General features: G+C 33.0%; 12 protein-coding genes and 1 tRNA gene. 8 read left to right on the plus strand and 5 right to left on the minus strand.

The window, feature by feature from the left end; all coding sequences use genetic code 11:
- The first annotated feature begins 44 nt into the window (after positions 1-44).
- Positions 45-2,921: an alpha-amylase family glycosyl hydrolase gene (locus tag AC3ITQ_RS07050; RefSeq protein WP_489237607.1), complete on the plus strand. Its 2,877-nt coding sequence runs from the start codon at positions 45-47 to the stop codon at positions 2,919-2,921.
- 99 nt (positions 2,922-3,020) lie between these two features.
- Here the strand turns inward: AC3ITQ_RS07050 and AC3ITQ_RS07055 are convergent, their stop codons facing one another.
- The 3 genes from AC3ITQ_RS07055 to AC3ITQ_RS07065 form a co-directional block, all read right to left on the minus strand.
- Positions 3,021-3,245: a DUF6814 family protein gene (locus AC3ITQ_RS07055; protein WP_072970345.1), complete on the minus strand. Its 225-nt coding sequence runs from the start codon at positions 3,243-3,245 to the stop codon at positions 3,021-3,023.
- Between the two features lie 14 nt (positions 3,246-3,259).
- Complete coding sequence (locus tag AC3ITQ_RS07060; protein WP_489237609.1) at positions 3,260-4,756, minus strand: MFS transporter; 1,497 nt, start codon at positions 4,754-4,756, stop codon at positions 3,260-3,262.
- Positions 4,757-5,150: 394 nt separating this feature from the next.
- Positions 5,151-5,223 (minus strand) — tRNA-Phe (locus tag AC3ITQ_RS07065).
- Between the two features lie 104 nt (positions 5,224-5,327).
- On the opposite strand from AC3ITQ_RS07065, the gene AC3ITQ_RS07070 reads away from it, so the two are divergent.
- The 7 genes from AC3ITQ_RS07070 to AC3ITQ_RS07100 all read left to right on the plus strand — a co-directional run bounded on the left by AC3ITQ_RS07070 (position 5,328) and on the right by AC3ITQ_RS07100 (position 12,275).
- Positions 5,328-6,062 (plus strand): type III pantothenate kinase, encoded by a 735-nt coding sequence (locus AC3ITQ_RS07070; RefSeq protein ID WP_489237611.1) that lies wholly within the window; start codon positions 5,328-5,330, stop codon positions 6,060-6,062.
- Positions 6,055-7,284 carry a BamG family beta-barrel-assembly machinery protein gene (gene bamG, locus AC3ITQ_RS07075; RefSeq protein ID WP_489237613.1) on the plus strand — a complete coding sequence of 410 codons (1,230 nt, stop codon included), beginning with the start codon at positions 6,055-6,057 and terminating at the stop codon, positions 7,282-7,284. The genes AC3ITQ_RS07070 and bamG overlap by 8 nt, the downstream gene beginning before the upstream one ends.
- 52 nt (positions 7,285-7,336) lie before the next feature.
- Entirely contained in the window at positions 7,337-7,888 is a 552-nt protein-coding gene (lptC, locus tag AC3ITQ_RS07080; protein WP_489237615.1) for an LPS export ABC transporter periplasmic protein LptC, read from the plus strand.
- Positions 7,889-7,899: 11 nt separating this feature from the next.
- Positions 7,900-8,094: a hypothetical protein gene (locus AC3ITQ_RS07085; RefSeq protein ID WP_489237617.1), complete on the plus strand. Its 195-nt coding sequence runs from the start codon at positions 7,900-7,902 to the stop codon at positions 8,092-8,094.
- Positions 8,095-8,096: 2 nt separating this feature from the next.
- Positions 8,097-9,356, plus strand: a complete 1,260-nt coding sequence (locus AC3ITQ_RS07090) for a hemolysin family protein (RefSeq protein WP_489237618.1) — start codon at positions 8,097-8,099, stop codon at positions 9,354-9,356.
- A gap of 108 nt (positions 9,357-9,464) precedes the next feature.
- The gene (locus tag AC3ITQ_RS07095) at positions 9,465-11,564 is read left to right on the plus strand and encodes a peptidylprolyl isomerase (RefSeq protein ID WP_489237620.1); all 2,100 of its coding nucleotides are present in this window, start codon (positions 9,465-9,467) and stop codon (positions 11,562-11,564) included.
- A 267-nt stretch (positions 11,565-11,831) separates the two neighbouring features.
- Positions 11,832-12,275, plus strand: a complete 444-nt coding sequence (locus AC3ITQ_RS07100; RefSeq protein ID WP_072970352.1) for a hypothetical protein — start codon at positions 11,832-11,834, stop codon at positions 12,273-12,275.
- A gap of 33 nt (positions 12,276-12,308) precedes the next feature.
- Here AC3ITQ_RS07100 and AC3ITQ_RS07105 read toward each other — a convergent pair whose 3' ends face one another.
- Together AC3ITQ_RS07105 and AC3ITQ_RS07110 are read right to left on the minus strand one after the other, a co-directional pair.
- Positions 12,309-13,229: a GYDIA family GHMP kinase gene (locus AC3ITQ_RS07105; RefSeq protein ID WP_489237622.1), complete on the minus strand. Its 921-nt coding sequence runs from the start codon at positions 13,227-13,229 to the stop codon at positions 12,309-12,311.
- Between the two features lie 123 nt (positions 13,230-13,352).
- Positions 13,353-14,666 carry a hydroxymethylglutaryl-CoA reductase, degradative gene (locus AC3ITQ_RS07110; protein ID WP_489237624.1) on the minus strand — a complete coding sequence of 438 codons (1,314 nt, stop codon included), beginning with the start codon at positions 14,664-14,666 and terminating at the stop codon, positions 13,353-13,355.
- Positions 14,667-14,799 lie beyond the last annotated feature (133 nt).

The raw sequence follows: 14,799 nt of genomic DNA on the forward strand, positions 1-14,799 counted from the left end.
TATCTTTATAATTATCCTATTTCGCATATCAAAAAGTTAAAATTATGAAAAAAACATTACTATTATTTTTCTTTTTATTATCAATTGTTACAAATTCTCAGCAAATAACAGTTTCGCCAGCCGTATTTCAGGTTAATGAACCTATAACTATTACAGCTTCTTTTACTTCAAGTACATGTAATACAATGGGAAGTAGTCCTACGAAGGTGTATATGCATTCGGGAATAGGAACTGAAGCGAATCCATGGCAGACCACGAAAGGAAATTGGGGTCTTGATGATGGAGTGGGAGTGATGACAAAAGACGGAAATGGTACTTGGAGTATTACAATTACACCAAGTGTATATTTTGGATTATCATCGGCTCAACAAACTGCGGCAACCAAAATGGGTCTTGTGTTCAGAAATGCAAACGGATCGCAAACATTAAAATTAGCGCCATCATGTACTGATTTTTTTCTTAATGTAGGTTCTTTTCAAGTAACATTAACTTCTCCCGCTGAAAACAGCAATACCATTCTTGCTTCTGGTTCTAGTTTTAATATTTCAGCTACAAATACAAATGGGGTTGCTACTTATACGCTAAAATCGAATGGAACGATAATTAATACAAGTGCAGGTGTTTCTTCCTATACATTTAATCATACCAATATTATAGATAACCAAAGTTATGAATTGAATGTAACGCAAGGAGTTACAACAGTTACGAAAAAATTTAATGTAATTGTAAATCCAAATACTGTTTCTGAAGCTATGCCTTCTGGATTAGTTGATGGAATTAATTATAATGCTACTGATGCTACAAGAGCAACTTTAGTTTTAGATGCGCCTTTAAAAGATTTTGTATACGTTGCCGGAAGTTTTAACAATTGGCAGCCTTCTTCGGCTTATGCGATGAAGAAGGATCCAACATCTGGGAAATTTTGGCTAGAATTAACGGGATTAGTTTCTGGAGAAAATAATACATATCAATATTGGGTAGTTGATGCAACTCCGCTTGCAAACTCTCCTTCAATGGTAAAAACAGCAGATCCTTATTCAACTTTGGTTTTGTCACCTTATGATGATGCTGGAATTCCTGCGGCTTCATATCCAAATATTCCAGTTTATCCGGCAGGGCAAAATTTTGAGGTTACAGTTCTTAAAACAGGAAAAACTCCATATAATTGGCAGGTAACTAATTTTACAAAACCAGAAAAAGATAAATTGGTTGTGTATGAAGTTTTAGTACGTGATTTTGATGCTGCAAGAAACTACCAAAGTTTAATTGATAAAATAGAATATTTTAAAACACTTAAAATAAATGCAATCGAACTAATGCCAGTAATGGAATTTGAGGGCAATGAGAGCTGGGGTTACAATACTTCGTTCCACATGGCTTTAGATAAATTTTACGGTACTTCTGATAAATTAAAAGAGCTAATCGATTTATGTCATCAAAACGGAATTGCAGTTATTCTTGACGTCGCTTTAAATCATGCCTTTGGAAGAAATCCTATGGTAAGAATGTGGATGAATGATGCTGATGGAGATGGTTTTGGTTCGCCAACAGCAGAAAATCCATATTTCAATACAGTAGCAAAACATAGTTATAGTGTTGGGGAGGATTTTAATCATCAATCGTTAAAAACACAATATTATGTTGAGCGTGTGGTTAAGCAATGGATTGAAGAGTATAAAATTGATGGTTTCCGTTGGGATTTAACTAAAGGTTTTACTCAGGCTTGTACAGCCGCAGATGAGGCTTGTACAAACAGATACCAACAAGATAGGGTAGATATTTTGAAAAAATATGCTGATTATTCATGGGGTCTTGATCCTACACATTATACTATTTTCGAGCATTTAGGATCTGATGCTGAAGAACAGGAGTGGGCAAACTACAAAATCACTGAAACGCCGAGTAAAGGTATTATGATGTGGGGAAAAATGACAGATCAATACAATCAATTGTCAATGGGATACCCTACAGAGAATAATATTTCGAGAATGATGAGTTCAAGCCGTGGTTTTACAGCAAACCGTTTAATGGGTTATGCAGAAAGTCATGACGAAGAACGTTTGATGTATAAAAATGTACAATACGGAAATGCTGCAGGAACATATAACGTAAAAACATTGAATACAGCATTGTCAAGAATGTCTGCAATTGGAGCAGTTTCATTGTTGATTCCAGGGCCAAAAATGATTTGGCATTTTGGTGAATTAGGTTGGGATGACTCTATTTTTACCTGTAAAGATGGAAGTGTAAATGATGCTTCGGGAACGCTTTCAGGCGATTGTAAATTAGATACGAAACCACAGCCACAATGGGCAGAAAATTGGTTAGGAAATACGAATCGAAATAAAATTTATTACGATTGGGCAAAAATGATTAACCTTAAAGTAACGGAACCAGTGTTTTTGGGTACCGCTACAATGGCAAATGCTAATACTGTAACGGTTAATATAAAAATTACAAACAGTAATCTTGCTGTAACACAATTAAAAGATGTATTGATTTTAGCCAATTTTGATGTGACAGCGAAAAATGTAGCCACTGGTTTTCAATACACCGGGACATGGTATAATTTAATGGATAATACTTCTATGAATGTAACTGATGTTAACGCTACAATCAATTTAGCGCCGGGAGAATATAGAATTTATGGAAACAAAACAGCTAATCTGGCAATTCCTGAATTTGAAAAAGAGAACTCAGTTAATTTATATCCAAATCCGGTATTAAATCATTTTACCTTAAATATTGCTCCGGCAAAAGTTCAGGTTTATGCAATATCTGGTCAATTGGTAAAAAGCTTTTCTCCAAATGGAAATACAGATTTTCAATATGGCGTAAGCGAATTAAAAACAGGATTATATGTTGTAAAGGCTATAGATGAAAATAATAAAGTTCAGGTAATGAAATTTATTAAGAAATAAAATAAAAGTATTTCCTAATTAAGGAATGTTTGGTTAGTTTAGTAATGCGAAAGGGCTGTCAATTTTTTGACAGCCCTTTCAAGTTTAAGTTGATTTTGGTTATTTTTTTTGATCGTATTCTCCGATCATAGAAAAATAGCCAAACGTTCCCAAGCCTAAAACGATTAATGGGGTGAGGATAAATAGGATAATAATTCCGAAGACCAAATCATCTTGTTTGTCTGATAAAAACTTGGGTAAGCCAAATTCAAACACACAAAAATAAGCAGCGGCAATGGAGAGTATAACCCATAAAACACCTAAAATTCTTTTAATTGTATTCATATTCTATGTAGGTATTAAAGGTGATTCGTTTTGTTTTTGTTATCAATGTAAACCATTCCAATTATAAAGCAGACTGAAGCAATAATGATAGGATACCAAAGTCCTTCAAGGTAAAAATCGGCTTTTCCACTAGCTTTTGCATGTGTTACAAAGTAGGTTGAAATTGCAGGAAGCAAGCCTCCAAAAATTCCATTTCCAACATGATAGGGCAGAGACATAGAAGTGTATCTGATTTTTGTTGGAAACATCTCTACTAAAAATGCAGCAATTGGTCCATAAACCATTGTTACAAATAACACCTGAATAAAAACCCAGAAAATTAATATCCATTCATCTTCAGAATTTATTTTGATCGAAATAGTACTTTGTGATTCTTTTTTATTAGCAAAATGTGTTTTCTTTTCTGTATACGAAGTTCCGTCTGTATAGGTTTTAGAAATAGTTGTTAAAATGTCATTATTTTTGGTCGTTTCAACATTTTTGGTTGTTTTTTCAACAATTTCGGTTTTGTAATTTACATTAGTGGTGTTATACATTTCTTTGTAAATAGATCTGTAGGATAAAATCGCGAGTAACATTCCAAGCATCATAATATATTTTCTACCCACTTTATCGCTTAACCATCCAAAAACAATAAAAAACGGAGTTCCTATTAAAAGTGCAATCCCTAAAAGGCCATCAACTTGCGACGAATCTACATTCATCACCGTTTTCATAAAACTCATGGCGTAGAATTGCCCCGTATACCAAACGACTCCTTGTCCCATTGTAGCGCCAAAAAGAGCCAATAAAACAAATTTTAGATTATATCGGTTTCCGAAACTTTCTTTAAGCGGATTCGTGCTTGTTGTTCCTTCTTTTTTGGCTTTTGCAAATACTGGAGATTCATCCATGTTTTTTCGAATCAAATAAGAAACTCCAACCATTACGATAGAAACCCAAAACGGAACGCGCCATCCCCAGCTATCAAAATCTTCTGCAGAAAGCACATTTTTAGTTGCCAATATGACCATTAAAGAGATAAATAAACCGACAGTTGCAGTAGTTTGGATCCAGGAAGTCCAATATCCTTTTTCACCAGCTGGGGCGTGTTCTGCAACATAAGTCGCTGCGCCGCCATATTCGCCACCAAGAGCAAGTCCTTGTAATAAACGTAAAATTAAAACTAATAAAGGAGCTAAAAAACCTATAGTTTCATAACTCGGAATACAGCCTATTAAAAAGGTAGAACCACCCATTAATAATAAGGTAGCCATAAATGTATATTTTCGTCCAATAATATCTCCAAGTCTTCCAAAAAACAAAGCACCAAAAGGTCGAACTACAAATCCGGCAGCAAAAGTCGCTAAAGTCGATAAAAATGCAGCTGTAGGATTATCACTGGGAAAGAATTTGGTTGAAATAACAACAGCTAAACTGCCAAAAATGTAAAAATCATACCATTCAATCATGGTTCCCATTGAAGAAGCCGAAATAACTTTCCAAATGCCTTTCGTAGAAGTTTTGCTCATAAAATGATCTATGTTTTTAGTAATAAATAAAAAATTAAGATATCATTTTACGAATATATAAGATATTTTTTTATTTAGTTGGTACTTTTTTAACAAAAACAGGTTAATTGTTGACTTTACACTTTTTAATAGTATTTAAGTTTCAAACCGAGCAAATTTAACCGCAAAGAACGCTAAGATTTACGCAAAGGGCGCTATGGTTTCAATCGTTGGAACATCGTATGTAAATAGAAAGTGAATATACAAGCCTTAATCCTTGCGGTTAATCCTAATTGGAATTTGGACTCGAGCGCTAGCGAACAGGCGAAGCAATTTTAAAAAATTGGAATTTCAAAATTTCCCTAAAAGTATTAAAAAACAAAAAACCCGAATATTTCTATTCGGGTTTTAAACGTGGTACCTCCAGGGATCGAACCAGGGACACATGGATTTTCAGTCCATTGCTCTACCATCTGAGCTAAGGTACCGTGTTGTGCTCAATGCGGGTGCAAAGATAGAATCATTTTTCGTTTATCCAAAACATTTTTTTAAAAAAATCAATTCGTATCTTCGCAGTGATAAAAAAACAAACATGGTTTTAGCGGTTGATGTTGGAAACACTCGAATTAAAGCAGCTGTCTTTGAGGGTAGTACTGTTCTTGAAAATTTTGTTTTTGAGAAAAATAAGCTCGAAAAAAAAATAAAAATAATTTTAGAAAAATTTCAAAATTGCTCGGATTTGGTTGTTGCTTCAGTCGGAAATGTCGAAAAACAATCTTTTTTGACATTCGAAAATCAGTTAAAAATCCATTTTTTAACACATGAAGATGTTTTTCCTTTTATAAATAAGTATGCAACGCCAAAAACTTTAGGAATTGATCGAATGGTTTTGGCAGCCGGAGCAACTTTGCAATTCCCAAAACAAAATAGATTGGTTATTGATGCCGGAACTTGTATAACCTACGATTTCATCGACGAAAATGATAATTATCTGGGCGGAGCGATTTCGCCAGGCTTGAGATTGCGTTATGAAGCATTACATAATTATACTGCCAAACTGCCTTTGCTGACGATGGATGCTCCTGAATCCTATATTGGAAACTCTACTAAAGAGGCAATTCATTCTGGAGTTGTCAACGGGTTCGTCTATGAGATTGATGGTTTTATCGATGAATATCAGCAGAACTTTTCAAATTTTATAATAATTTTAACGGGTGGCGATGCAGAATTTTTGGCTAAACGATTAAAAAATACCATATTTGCCAATTCAAATTTCCTACTGGAAAGTTTGAACCAAACATTTCAATATAAAATCGACAATGATTAAAAAAATTATAATAAGTGCTTGTTTACTTATCTCGTTCGTTTCATTTGCTCAACAAGGTACAGCTTCTCCTTATTCTTTTTACGGAATTGGTGATGCAAGATTTAAAGGCACACTCGAAAATAGATCGATGGGTGGTGTGTCAGTAGAACAAGATAGTATACACTTGAATATTGATAATCCTTCAAGTTATGCAAGTTTAATACAAACTACATTTACGGTTGGAGGAAGTTTTGGAACATCTACGTTAAAAAATAGTAACCAATCTGAAAAAGCACAAAGAGCGACTTTTGATTATTTAGCAGTGGGAATTCCAATGGGTAAATTTGGAGCTGCTTTTGGTCTGGTGCCATTGTCTTCTGTTGGGTATAAAATTTTAAATAACAATTCAGATGTAAGTGGTGCCACAAATAGTCAGTTTGAAGGAAAAGGTGGTGTTAATAAAGTGTTTTTTGGTCTGGGTTATAAAATAATGCCAAACTGGAATATTGGAGCAGATGCGCAATATAATTTTGGGCAAATTACAACAACAAGTGTTGAGGGTATTACGGACGTTGCAAGTGCAACACGTGAAACGAATCAATCTGAATTGTCTGGTCTGAATTTTAATATTGGTACGATGTATCAGAGAAAGATTTATAAAAAGATGAGTTTGTTTACTAGTTTAAGTTATACTTTTGCTAGTACTTTAAGGTCTGATAACGAACGAATTATTTTTGTTTCTGGAGATCCAGATCCTTATGAATATCCAAAAACGGAGACTGATTTGAAATTGCCTAATAAATTGACGATTGGTGTTGGGGTTGGGGAAGCAAGAAAATGGTTAGTTGGTACTACATTAGCTTTTCAGGGTGATGGGCAATATGCTAATTACTATAACTCCAGCGATGATGTTCGTTACGAGAAATATTCGAAATATGCAATTGGAGGTTATTATATTCCAAACTATACTTCGTTTTCAAGTTACTTCAGCAGAATTACTTATAGAGCTGGTTTAAAATATGAAAAAATTGGTTTGGTAATTAATAATCAATCAATTAATGATGTCGGAATGACATTGGGAGCTGGTTTCCCAATTACAGGACAATTTTCAAATGTGAATTTAGGTCTTGAATTTGGTAAAAGAGGAACTACGGATGCTGGTTTAATTCAGGAAAATTACTTCAATTTTAGTTTAAGCTTCTCTTTTAACGACAGATGGTTCGTGAAAAGTAAATTCAACTAGGCATAAGCTTTTATGTTTTTTTAAGCTCATTACAATTTACTACATTTGGCAAATGAATTTACCAAAGAAATATATTATAAACGCTGTCACAGTTCTTGCTGTGACACTGTTTTTTGGATGCGAAAGTAATTTTAAGGAAGTTCAAAAGATTAACTTTTCAGAATTCGTTCCAGGAAGTGATGTTGATACAGTCAATATAAAATATACAGATTCAGGACGTATTACAGGAGTTTTGAAAAGCAGAAAAATGCTGGATTATTCTAATCTTGAATTTCCATTTACTGAATTTCCAAAAGGAATTGATGTTACACTGTATGATAAAAAACAAAAGCGTACTTTTATAGTAGCAAATTACGCAGTTTCCTATAAACAGACCGGTATTATAGATTTGCAGGGAAAAGTCAAAATTACTTCAGAGACAGGTCAGATGCTCGAAACAGAGCAGCTGTATTTTGATCAGAAAAACGAATGGTTTTACACGGAGCGAAAGTTCAAACTTACCGATGCTAAAGGAGTCTCAAATGGTCAGGGAATTGATTTTAGTAAAGATTTTAAAGTGATAAATTCACAACGAATAACAGGCGAATTAGAAGCCGAAGAATAAAATTATAGATTATGGGCTTATTAAAATATACGCAATACCTTTACTTGTTAATTGCAGTTGCTTTTATATATGATGGAATTACAAAGTTAAATGATCCTGCTGCAGGTCCTTGGTTAAGTTTTGGAATTGCCGCAGTAAGTGTTTTTATGTTTTTCTTTAGAAGGAAATACGCTAAAAAATTTGACGATCATTATAAAAAACAGTAAAAATGGAAATTAGTATTATAATACTTTGTTTAATACTATCTGCCTTTTTTTCAGGAATGGAAATAGCTTTTATTTCCTCGAACAAAATTTATCTTGGAATCGAAAAGAAACAAGATAATTTTGCTTCACAAATTCTAACTAAACTTACTGAAAATCCTTCAAAATTTATCGCCGCAATGTTAATTGGTAACAATGTTGCTTTGGTAATCTACGGGTTTTTCATGGGTGATTTGGTTTTAAGATGTATAGCCAAAGTGGGTTATTATTTTTCAGATATTACCAGTTTATTGATTCAGACTATTATTTCAACTTTTATAGTTTTGATTACGGCTGAATTTCTTCCGAAAGTTTTTTTTCAAATTTATGCCAATTCATTAATTAAGATTTTGGCTGTTCCTGCTTATTTATTTTACAGGTTATTCTATTATATTTCTACCTTTTTTATCTGGATTTCTGACTTTGTTTTGAGGAAATTTTTGAAAACAGAAGGAGATCAGGTACAATTGTATTTTAGTAAAGTAGAGCTTGGGAATTATATCACAGAACAAATGAATTCAGTTGAAGATGATGATGAGGTGGATTCTGAAATTCAGATTTTTCAAAATGCATTAGAATTTTCGGGCGTAAAAGCGCGTGATATTATGACGCCACGTACCGAAATTGTTGATATAGATTTATTTGATAGTATAGCTGATCTTAAAGAGCTTTTTATTGAGACCGGTTATTCTAAAATAGTAGTGAGCCAAAATTCACTAGATGATATTGTGGGTTATGTGCACTCATTTGATTTGTTTAAAAAGCCAAAAACGATCAAATCAGTTTTAATGACTGTGGAGTTTGTTCCTGAAACTATTTTGATAAAAGATGCTTTAAGCATTTTGATTAAAAAGAGAAAAAATGTTGCTGTTGTTTTAGATGAATACGGAGGTACTTCCGGAATTGTTACAATAGAAGATATTGTGGAGGAGCTATTCGGAGAAATTGAAGATGAGCACGATTTAGATGAAGAACTAATTGAGCAGGAATTAGGAGAGGGTAAGTATTTGTTTTCTACCAGATTAGATGTGGAATATTTGAATGAGACTTATAAATTGATGATTCCTGAAGAAGACTCTTACGGTACTCTGGGAGGATTTATTGTAAACTTTACGAAGGAAATTCCTCAGAAAGGGGAAGAAATTACAATAGATCACTATCATTTTGTGATAGAAGAAGCTACAAATAAGAAAATTGAATTGGTAAAAATGACAGTAAAAGAGTGATTTCTTTTATTAATTAAAAAAATTGTGCAAAATAAATTGCTAGTTGTATTGTTATTAACTAGATAATTGTATTTTCGCAAACTGAATATAAAATTAACGATAATAAAAATGGCAGTTTTAGCAAAAATTAGACAGCGTTCCGCTTTATTGATAGGAGTTATTGCACTTGCATTATTTGCATTTATAATACAAGATCTAATCGGTAAAGGGACATTTAGTCAAAGTTCAAAGGATGTGGGAAGCATCGACGGAAAAGATATTTCATTTGAAGACTTTAGAATTAAAGTTAGTAATGTTGAAAAAAGTGGGCAAGGGATAACTTCCACTGAAGCTGCAAACAGAGTTTGGGATCAAGAAGTTTCAATCGCATTATTATCAGCTCAGTTTGATAAATTAGGATTGAGAGTTGGTGAAAAACACTTGCTTGAAGTTTTGAAAGCTGATCCTAACATTGGAAAAAACCCGATGTTCTTAAATGCAGCAGGTATGTTTGATGTTGTGAAATTTAAAGAGTATTTCAAAACAAATCCTGAAGCAGCACAATATATTTCTGAAAAAGAAAAAGATGCTGAATTAAATGCAAAATATCAAATTTACAATACTTTAGTTAAATCTGGACTTTACACAACTGCTAGTGAAGGAAAGTTGAAATACGAAATGGAAGCTAACAAAGTAAACTTTGCTTATGCTGGTGCATTGTATTCTTCTATTAAAGATAGTGAAGTTAAAATTTCGGATGATGAAATTGTTGATTATATGAAGAAAAACGAGAAGAAATTCAAAGCGGATGAAACTCGTGAAATTCAATATGTTTTAGTTGAAGACAAAGCTTCGAAAGAAGATGAAGCAGAAATTAAAGCTAAAATCACTGGATTATTAAACGGAAGCGTTGTTTATAATGCTAAGACTGGTAAAAACGATACTTTGGCAGGTTTTAGAAATGCAACTAACATCGCTGAATTTGTAAACGCAAATTCTGATGTTCCTTACGATTCTACTTATGTACCTAAAAATAGTTTGCCTGCAGTAGACGCTGATAAATTATTCAGCTTACCTGCTGGTGCAATTTACGGACCTTATGTTTTTGGAAGATACTACGCTATCTCTAAATCTTTAGGGTTTAAAGCTGGAGTAAACGCAAAAGCTAGTCATATTTTAATTGGTTACGAAGGATCTCAAACTCCAAACCAAAAAGAAAAAAGAACTAAAGAAGAGGCTAAAGCTAAAGCTGAAGAAGTTTTAGCACAGGTTCAGGCTAATCCTGATAGTTTCATGATGTTGGCTTTTACAACTTCTGATGATTCATCTGCGCAACAGGGAGGTGATTTAGGATATTTTGGTCCAAACCAAATGGTAAAACCTTTCAATGATTTTGTATTCAGTAACGGAATTGGAAAAGTTGGTTTGGTAGAAACTCCTTTTGGATTTCACATTATTAAAATCACTGATAAACAAGACGGAATTCGTTTAGCTACAATCGCTCAAAAAATAGAGCCATCTGAAGCTACTTCTGATAAAGTATTTACATTGGCTACTAAATTCGAAATGGATGCTGCTGATAAAGATTTTGCTGCTACAGCAAAAGAATTAGGTTTAAAAGTTGCTGCTCCGGTTACTGCAAAAGCTATGGACGAAGCATTTGGTCCATTAGGGAATCAACGTAACATCGTAAGATGGGCATTTGATAAAGAAACTAGCATTGGAGATGTAAAACGTTTTGAATTAGCTAATATTGGTCACGTAATTGCTCAATACAAAAGTGAAAACAAATCTGGTTTAGTATCTGTAACTTTAGCTAGACCATATGTTGAGCCAATATTGAAAAACAAGAAAAAAGCTGAAATGTTAAAAGCTAAAATGACAGGATCAAGCCTTGAAGCTATTGCTAAAAGTGCTGGTGTAGCTGTTCAACAAGCTGCAAACGTTACTATGGATAATCCGGTTTTACCTGGTGGAGTTGGACAAGAACCAAAAGTTGTTGGAAATGCGTTTGCTTTGACTGCAAACAAAATTTCTGCTCCAATTGAAGGAAATACTGGTGTATATGTTGTAAAAAATATCAGTACTGTAAAAGCTCCGGCAATTGCTAATCATGCAGAATATGTTGCTAAAGTAAAAGCTCAAAGCGCATCTGATGGAAGCAGAATTTTACCAGCTTTGAAAAACAATGCTAAAATTGAAGATAACAGACTGCAATTTAACTACTAGTATTTAGTATTTAATTATCATATAAAACCCGAAACATTTAAATGTTTCGGGTTTTTTGCTTTTACTTGTTTTTTATAATAATTACTTACGCTTTTTTATTTAATTATATAGGAATAATCGAAATATAATTTAAAAAATTTGTGATATTCAAAATTTAACAGTTAATTTGCTCGAATTTTCGTTTTAGGAAATTAGATTTGATTTAATGAATGTTAACTAAAATGTGTGGAAAAATGACAAAAAATTACCTTAATAATCAAGTGTTTAATGTTTTTTGTGTTTAACTTTTTTAAAAGAAAGCCTAGAGTATATTCCAAAATAGAGAACCATATTTATGGGATAATAACGGAACTTTTAAAAGTAAGCAGCACCGACATCAATGTCGATGAGCTAGGAGGTAAGTACTATTTAAGTAACGAAGAACAGCATTTTAAAGTCACCATATTAAGTAACGATTATGTTATAAGACTGACTAATACACGCGATTCTGTAGCCGAAAAATATGATAAGACTTTTGTTGAAGATGTCTTAAAAGCGGTAAAAGAAGAGAAGCATCGTAGGATGGAATTAGTATACGATTCTATTAATAATAGTATCGAAAAAATGGCAGAACGTTTACATAATACGCTTATTGAATCTAATGAGCAGGAAAGTCAAAAGGTTCGTCGTTTGGAAACAAAAGATATTAAAAACAAAAAAGTGAATTATTAAATTCACTTTTTTGTTTTTAAATAGTACCTCGATTTACATCTGTAAAATCATTTCGTCATAAGTAAGGATTGTTTCATATCCTTTGCTTGTAAAATATTCTTTTGGGTTTTCTTTTGAAATTGCCATTACAAAATCTCCGCCCCAAGCGCCGAGACTTTTGACTACGCCATTAAAATCTGGAAATGCAATTTCTTTAATAGTTTCCAGTTCAAGAATATTACTCAAATGAATTTCGTGTTTTTCTACAAAATGGGCAAACTCGTTAAGTGTTTTTGCTTCGAGAATAGCTTCGGTAATTTTATTGTTGTCCAGGATGTTTTTAGCTAAATTTTCATTTTTATTGTTGTAATAAGCAGTGATTGCTACTTTACTACTTTGTTTCTTATTTAGGTAAACAAAAAAAATGTTTTTAGTGAATTCGGGATTAAATTCTGTTTTTTCTACAATTGGAGTGTTTTGCTCTATTTGATAGATAATTGGTGTGTTGTTTTGAGCGCACGCAATGTCATAACCACTGCCTCCAAAACTATTTTTAAGCAGTGTATAAGCGTCAGTCTTGGTCCATTGTGCTATATTGTTTAATAATGTAGATGAAGTGCCTAGTCCCCAATTTTTTGGAAATGTCAAATGTGTGCTAATTTCATACCCTTCAGCATTATTTATGAAATCAGTGTTTAAAAGATAGGCTTCATGTAGAATAGTAATCAACGTAGTTTTAATAGTTTCTATTTTTGTATCAACATTGTTTATAATTTCTGAAAATGAAATAGTGTCTTCAAACCAAAGATTATCATCAAAATTGTAACTTTTCCATTGTATTTCTTTGTTGAAACCATTTTTAACAACTAAATCCTGTCCAAATTTTGTAGGTAATGCAAATGCTTTAGCGCCGTCTAAAACTAGATATTCACCTGTTATTAAAAGTTTTCCGTTACTGTAAAAGGTCTTTTTCATCGGTATTTTTTAGCCCTGATATATTTTATAATAAATTCCAATATTTAAATTCCAAATTCCAATTATTTTTGGGATTTGGAATTTTTATTCGCAAACTAAAACATTTGGAATTTTTTATTTGTTTTATTTTCTTAAGTTTTTAATAAATTCAGCAACAGCGCTATGAGAAACTGCATTTTTCTTAAAATGTGACTTTATTAAATAGCGTTCTTCTTCGTTGGCTTCAAATTGATTAATGATATTATTTAAGTGCATTTTCATATGCCCTTCCTGAATTCCTGTCGTAGTTAACGAACGTAATGCAGCAAAATTTTGCGCCAGGCCTGCAACGGCAACAATTTCCATTAATTCTTGTGCAGAAGGTTTTTCAAGCATTTCCAAGCATAATTTCACCAACGGATGTAAAGAAGTAAGTCCGCCAACAGTTCCTAAGGCTAGTGGGATCTCTAACCAGAAAGTAAATATTCCGTTTTCGATTTTAGCATGCGATAAACTTGAGTACTGACCATTTCGAGAAGCATAAGCGTGAACTCCTGCTTCAACTGCTCTAAAGTCATTTCCTGTAGCGAGAATTACAGCATCAACCCCGTTCATGATGCCTTTATTGTGGGTTACAGCTCTAAAAGGCTCAACTTCGGCAATTTGAACGGCCTGAACAAAACGTTCTGCAAAATCCTGTGGATTGGTAATGTGTTTTTCAGTTAGGTCTTCAACTGCGCATGAAACTTCTGCTCTTACAAGGCAATTCGGAACATAATTGGATAGAATGCTCATAATTACTTTAATATTTTCGTCATCTGAAAAGAGATCAGATTGCTGAAACTCTTCTTTTAAAGTTGTAGCAAATTGTTCCAGACAAGAGTTAATGAAGTTAGCACCCATACTATCTTTTGTTTCGAAAGTGGCATGTAGCTGGTAGTAATTTTCAAGTAGACTTCTTTTGTCTTTAAGTTTGATGTCTAAAATTCCACCTCCACGTTGTTGCATGTTTTTGGTAATGCTTTGTGTGTCAGAAAAGAATTTTGGCTTTATTTGATCAAAGAAAGATTGTAGTTTTTCAGCTTCTCCATTGAATGTAAAATGTACCTGGCCAATCTTTTCAGTATTAATTATAGTTGTCTTAAATCCGCCACGAGTAGACCAATATTTTGCTGATTTTGAAGCTGCTGCAACAACTGAGCTTTCTTCAATTGCCATTGGAATCGTTTTGTATTTTCCGTTGATTAAAAAATTAGGAGCAACTCCAAGTGGAATATAGAAGTTTGTGATCGTGTTTTCGATGAATTCATCGTGCAATTGTTGTAGCTTGTCGTCTGAATTCCAGTAATTTCTTATAATATTTAGGGCTTCTTCAGGAGTTGAAAAATACTCATTTGCGATCCAGTTTATTTTTTCTTTTTTGGATAATTTCGAAAATCCGGCAACAGCGTAGTTCATTCTCAGTATATTAAATAATAATGTGCTGACAAAGATACCAATTTAAGGGTTTTGTTTGCAATCTATTTAAAGTTTGAAAAGTACGCAATCGTTATTTTTTTTAACATTTAACACTTAAAATGTGTATTATGTT

The organism is Flavobacterium sp. KH_001, assembly GCF_057840745.1.

Coding starts and splice junctions, on each gene's coding strand:
- bamG (WP_489237613.1), top strand. CDS start 6,055: ATGATTAAAAAAATTATAATAAGTGCTTGTTTACTTATCTCGTTCGTT.
- AC3ITQ_RS07050 (WP_489237607.1), top strand. CDS start 45: ATGAAAAAAACATTACTATTATTTTTCTTTTTATTATCAATTGTTACA.
- AC3ITQ_RS07105 (WP_489237622.1), bottom strand. CDS start 13,229: ATGAAAAAGACCTTTTACAGTAACGGAAAACTTTTAATAACAGGTGAA.
- AC3ITQ_RS07070 (WP_489237611.1), top strand. CDS start 5,328: ATGGTTTTAGCGGTTGATGTTGGAAACACTCGAATTAAAGCAGCTGTC.
- AC3ITQ_RS07085 (WP_489237617.1), top strand. CDS start 7,900: ATGGGCTTATTAAAATATACGCAATACCTTTACTTGTTAATTGCAGTT.
- AC3ITQ_RS07095 (WP_489237620.1), top strand. CDS start 9,465: ATGGCAGTTTTAGCAAAAATTAGACAGCGTTCCGCTTTATTGATAGGA.
- AC3ITQ_RS07100 (WP_072970352.1), top strand. CDS start 11,832: ATGTTTTTTGTGTTTAACTTTTTTAAAAGAAAGCCTAGAGTATATTCC.
- AC3ITQ_RS07060 (WP_489237609.1), bottom strand. CDS start 4,756: ATGAGCAAAACTTCTACGAAAGGCATTTGGAAAGTTATTTCGGCTTCT.
- AC3ITQ_RS07110 (WP_489237624.1), bottom strand. CDS start 14,666: ATGAACTACGCTGTTGCCGGATTTTCGAAATTATCCAAAAAAGAAAAA.
- lptC (WP_489237615.1), top strand. CDS start 7,337: ATGAATTTACCAAAGAAATATATTATAAACGCTGTCACAGTTCTTGCT.
- AC3ITQ_RS07055 (WP_072970345.1), bottom strand. CDS start 3,245: ATGAATACAATTAAAAGAATTTTAGGTGTTTTATGGGTTATACTCTCC.
- AC3ITQ_RS07090 (WP_489237618.1), top strand. CDS start 8,097: ATGGAAATTAGTATTATAATACTTTGTTTAATACTATCTGCCTTTTTT.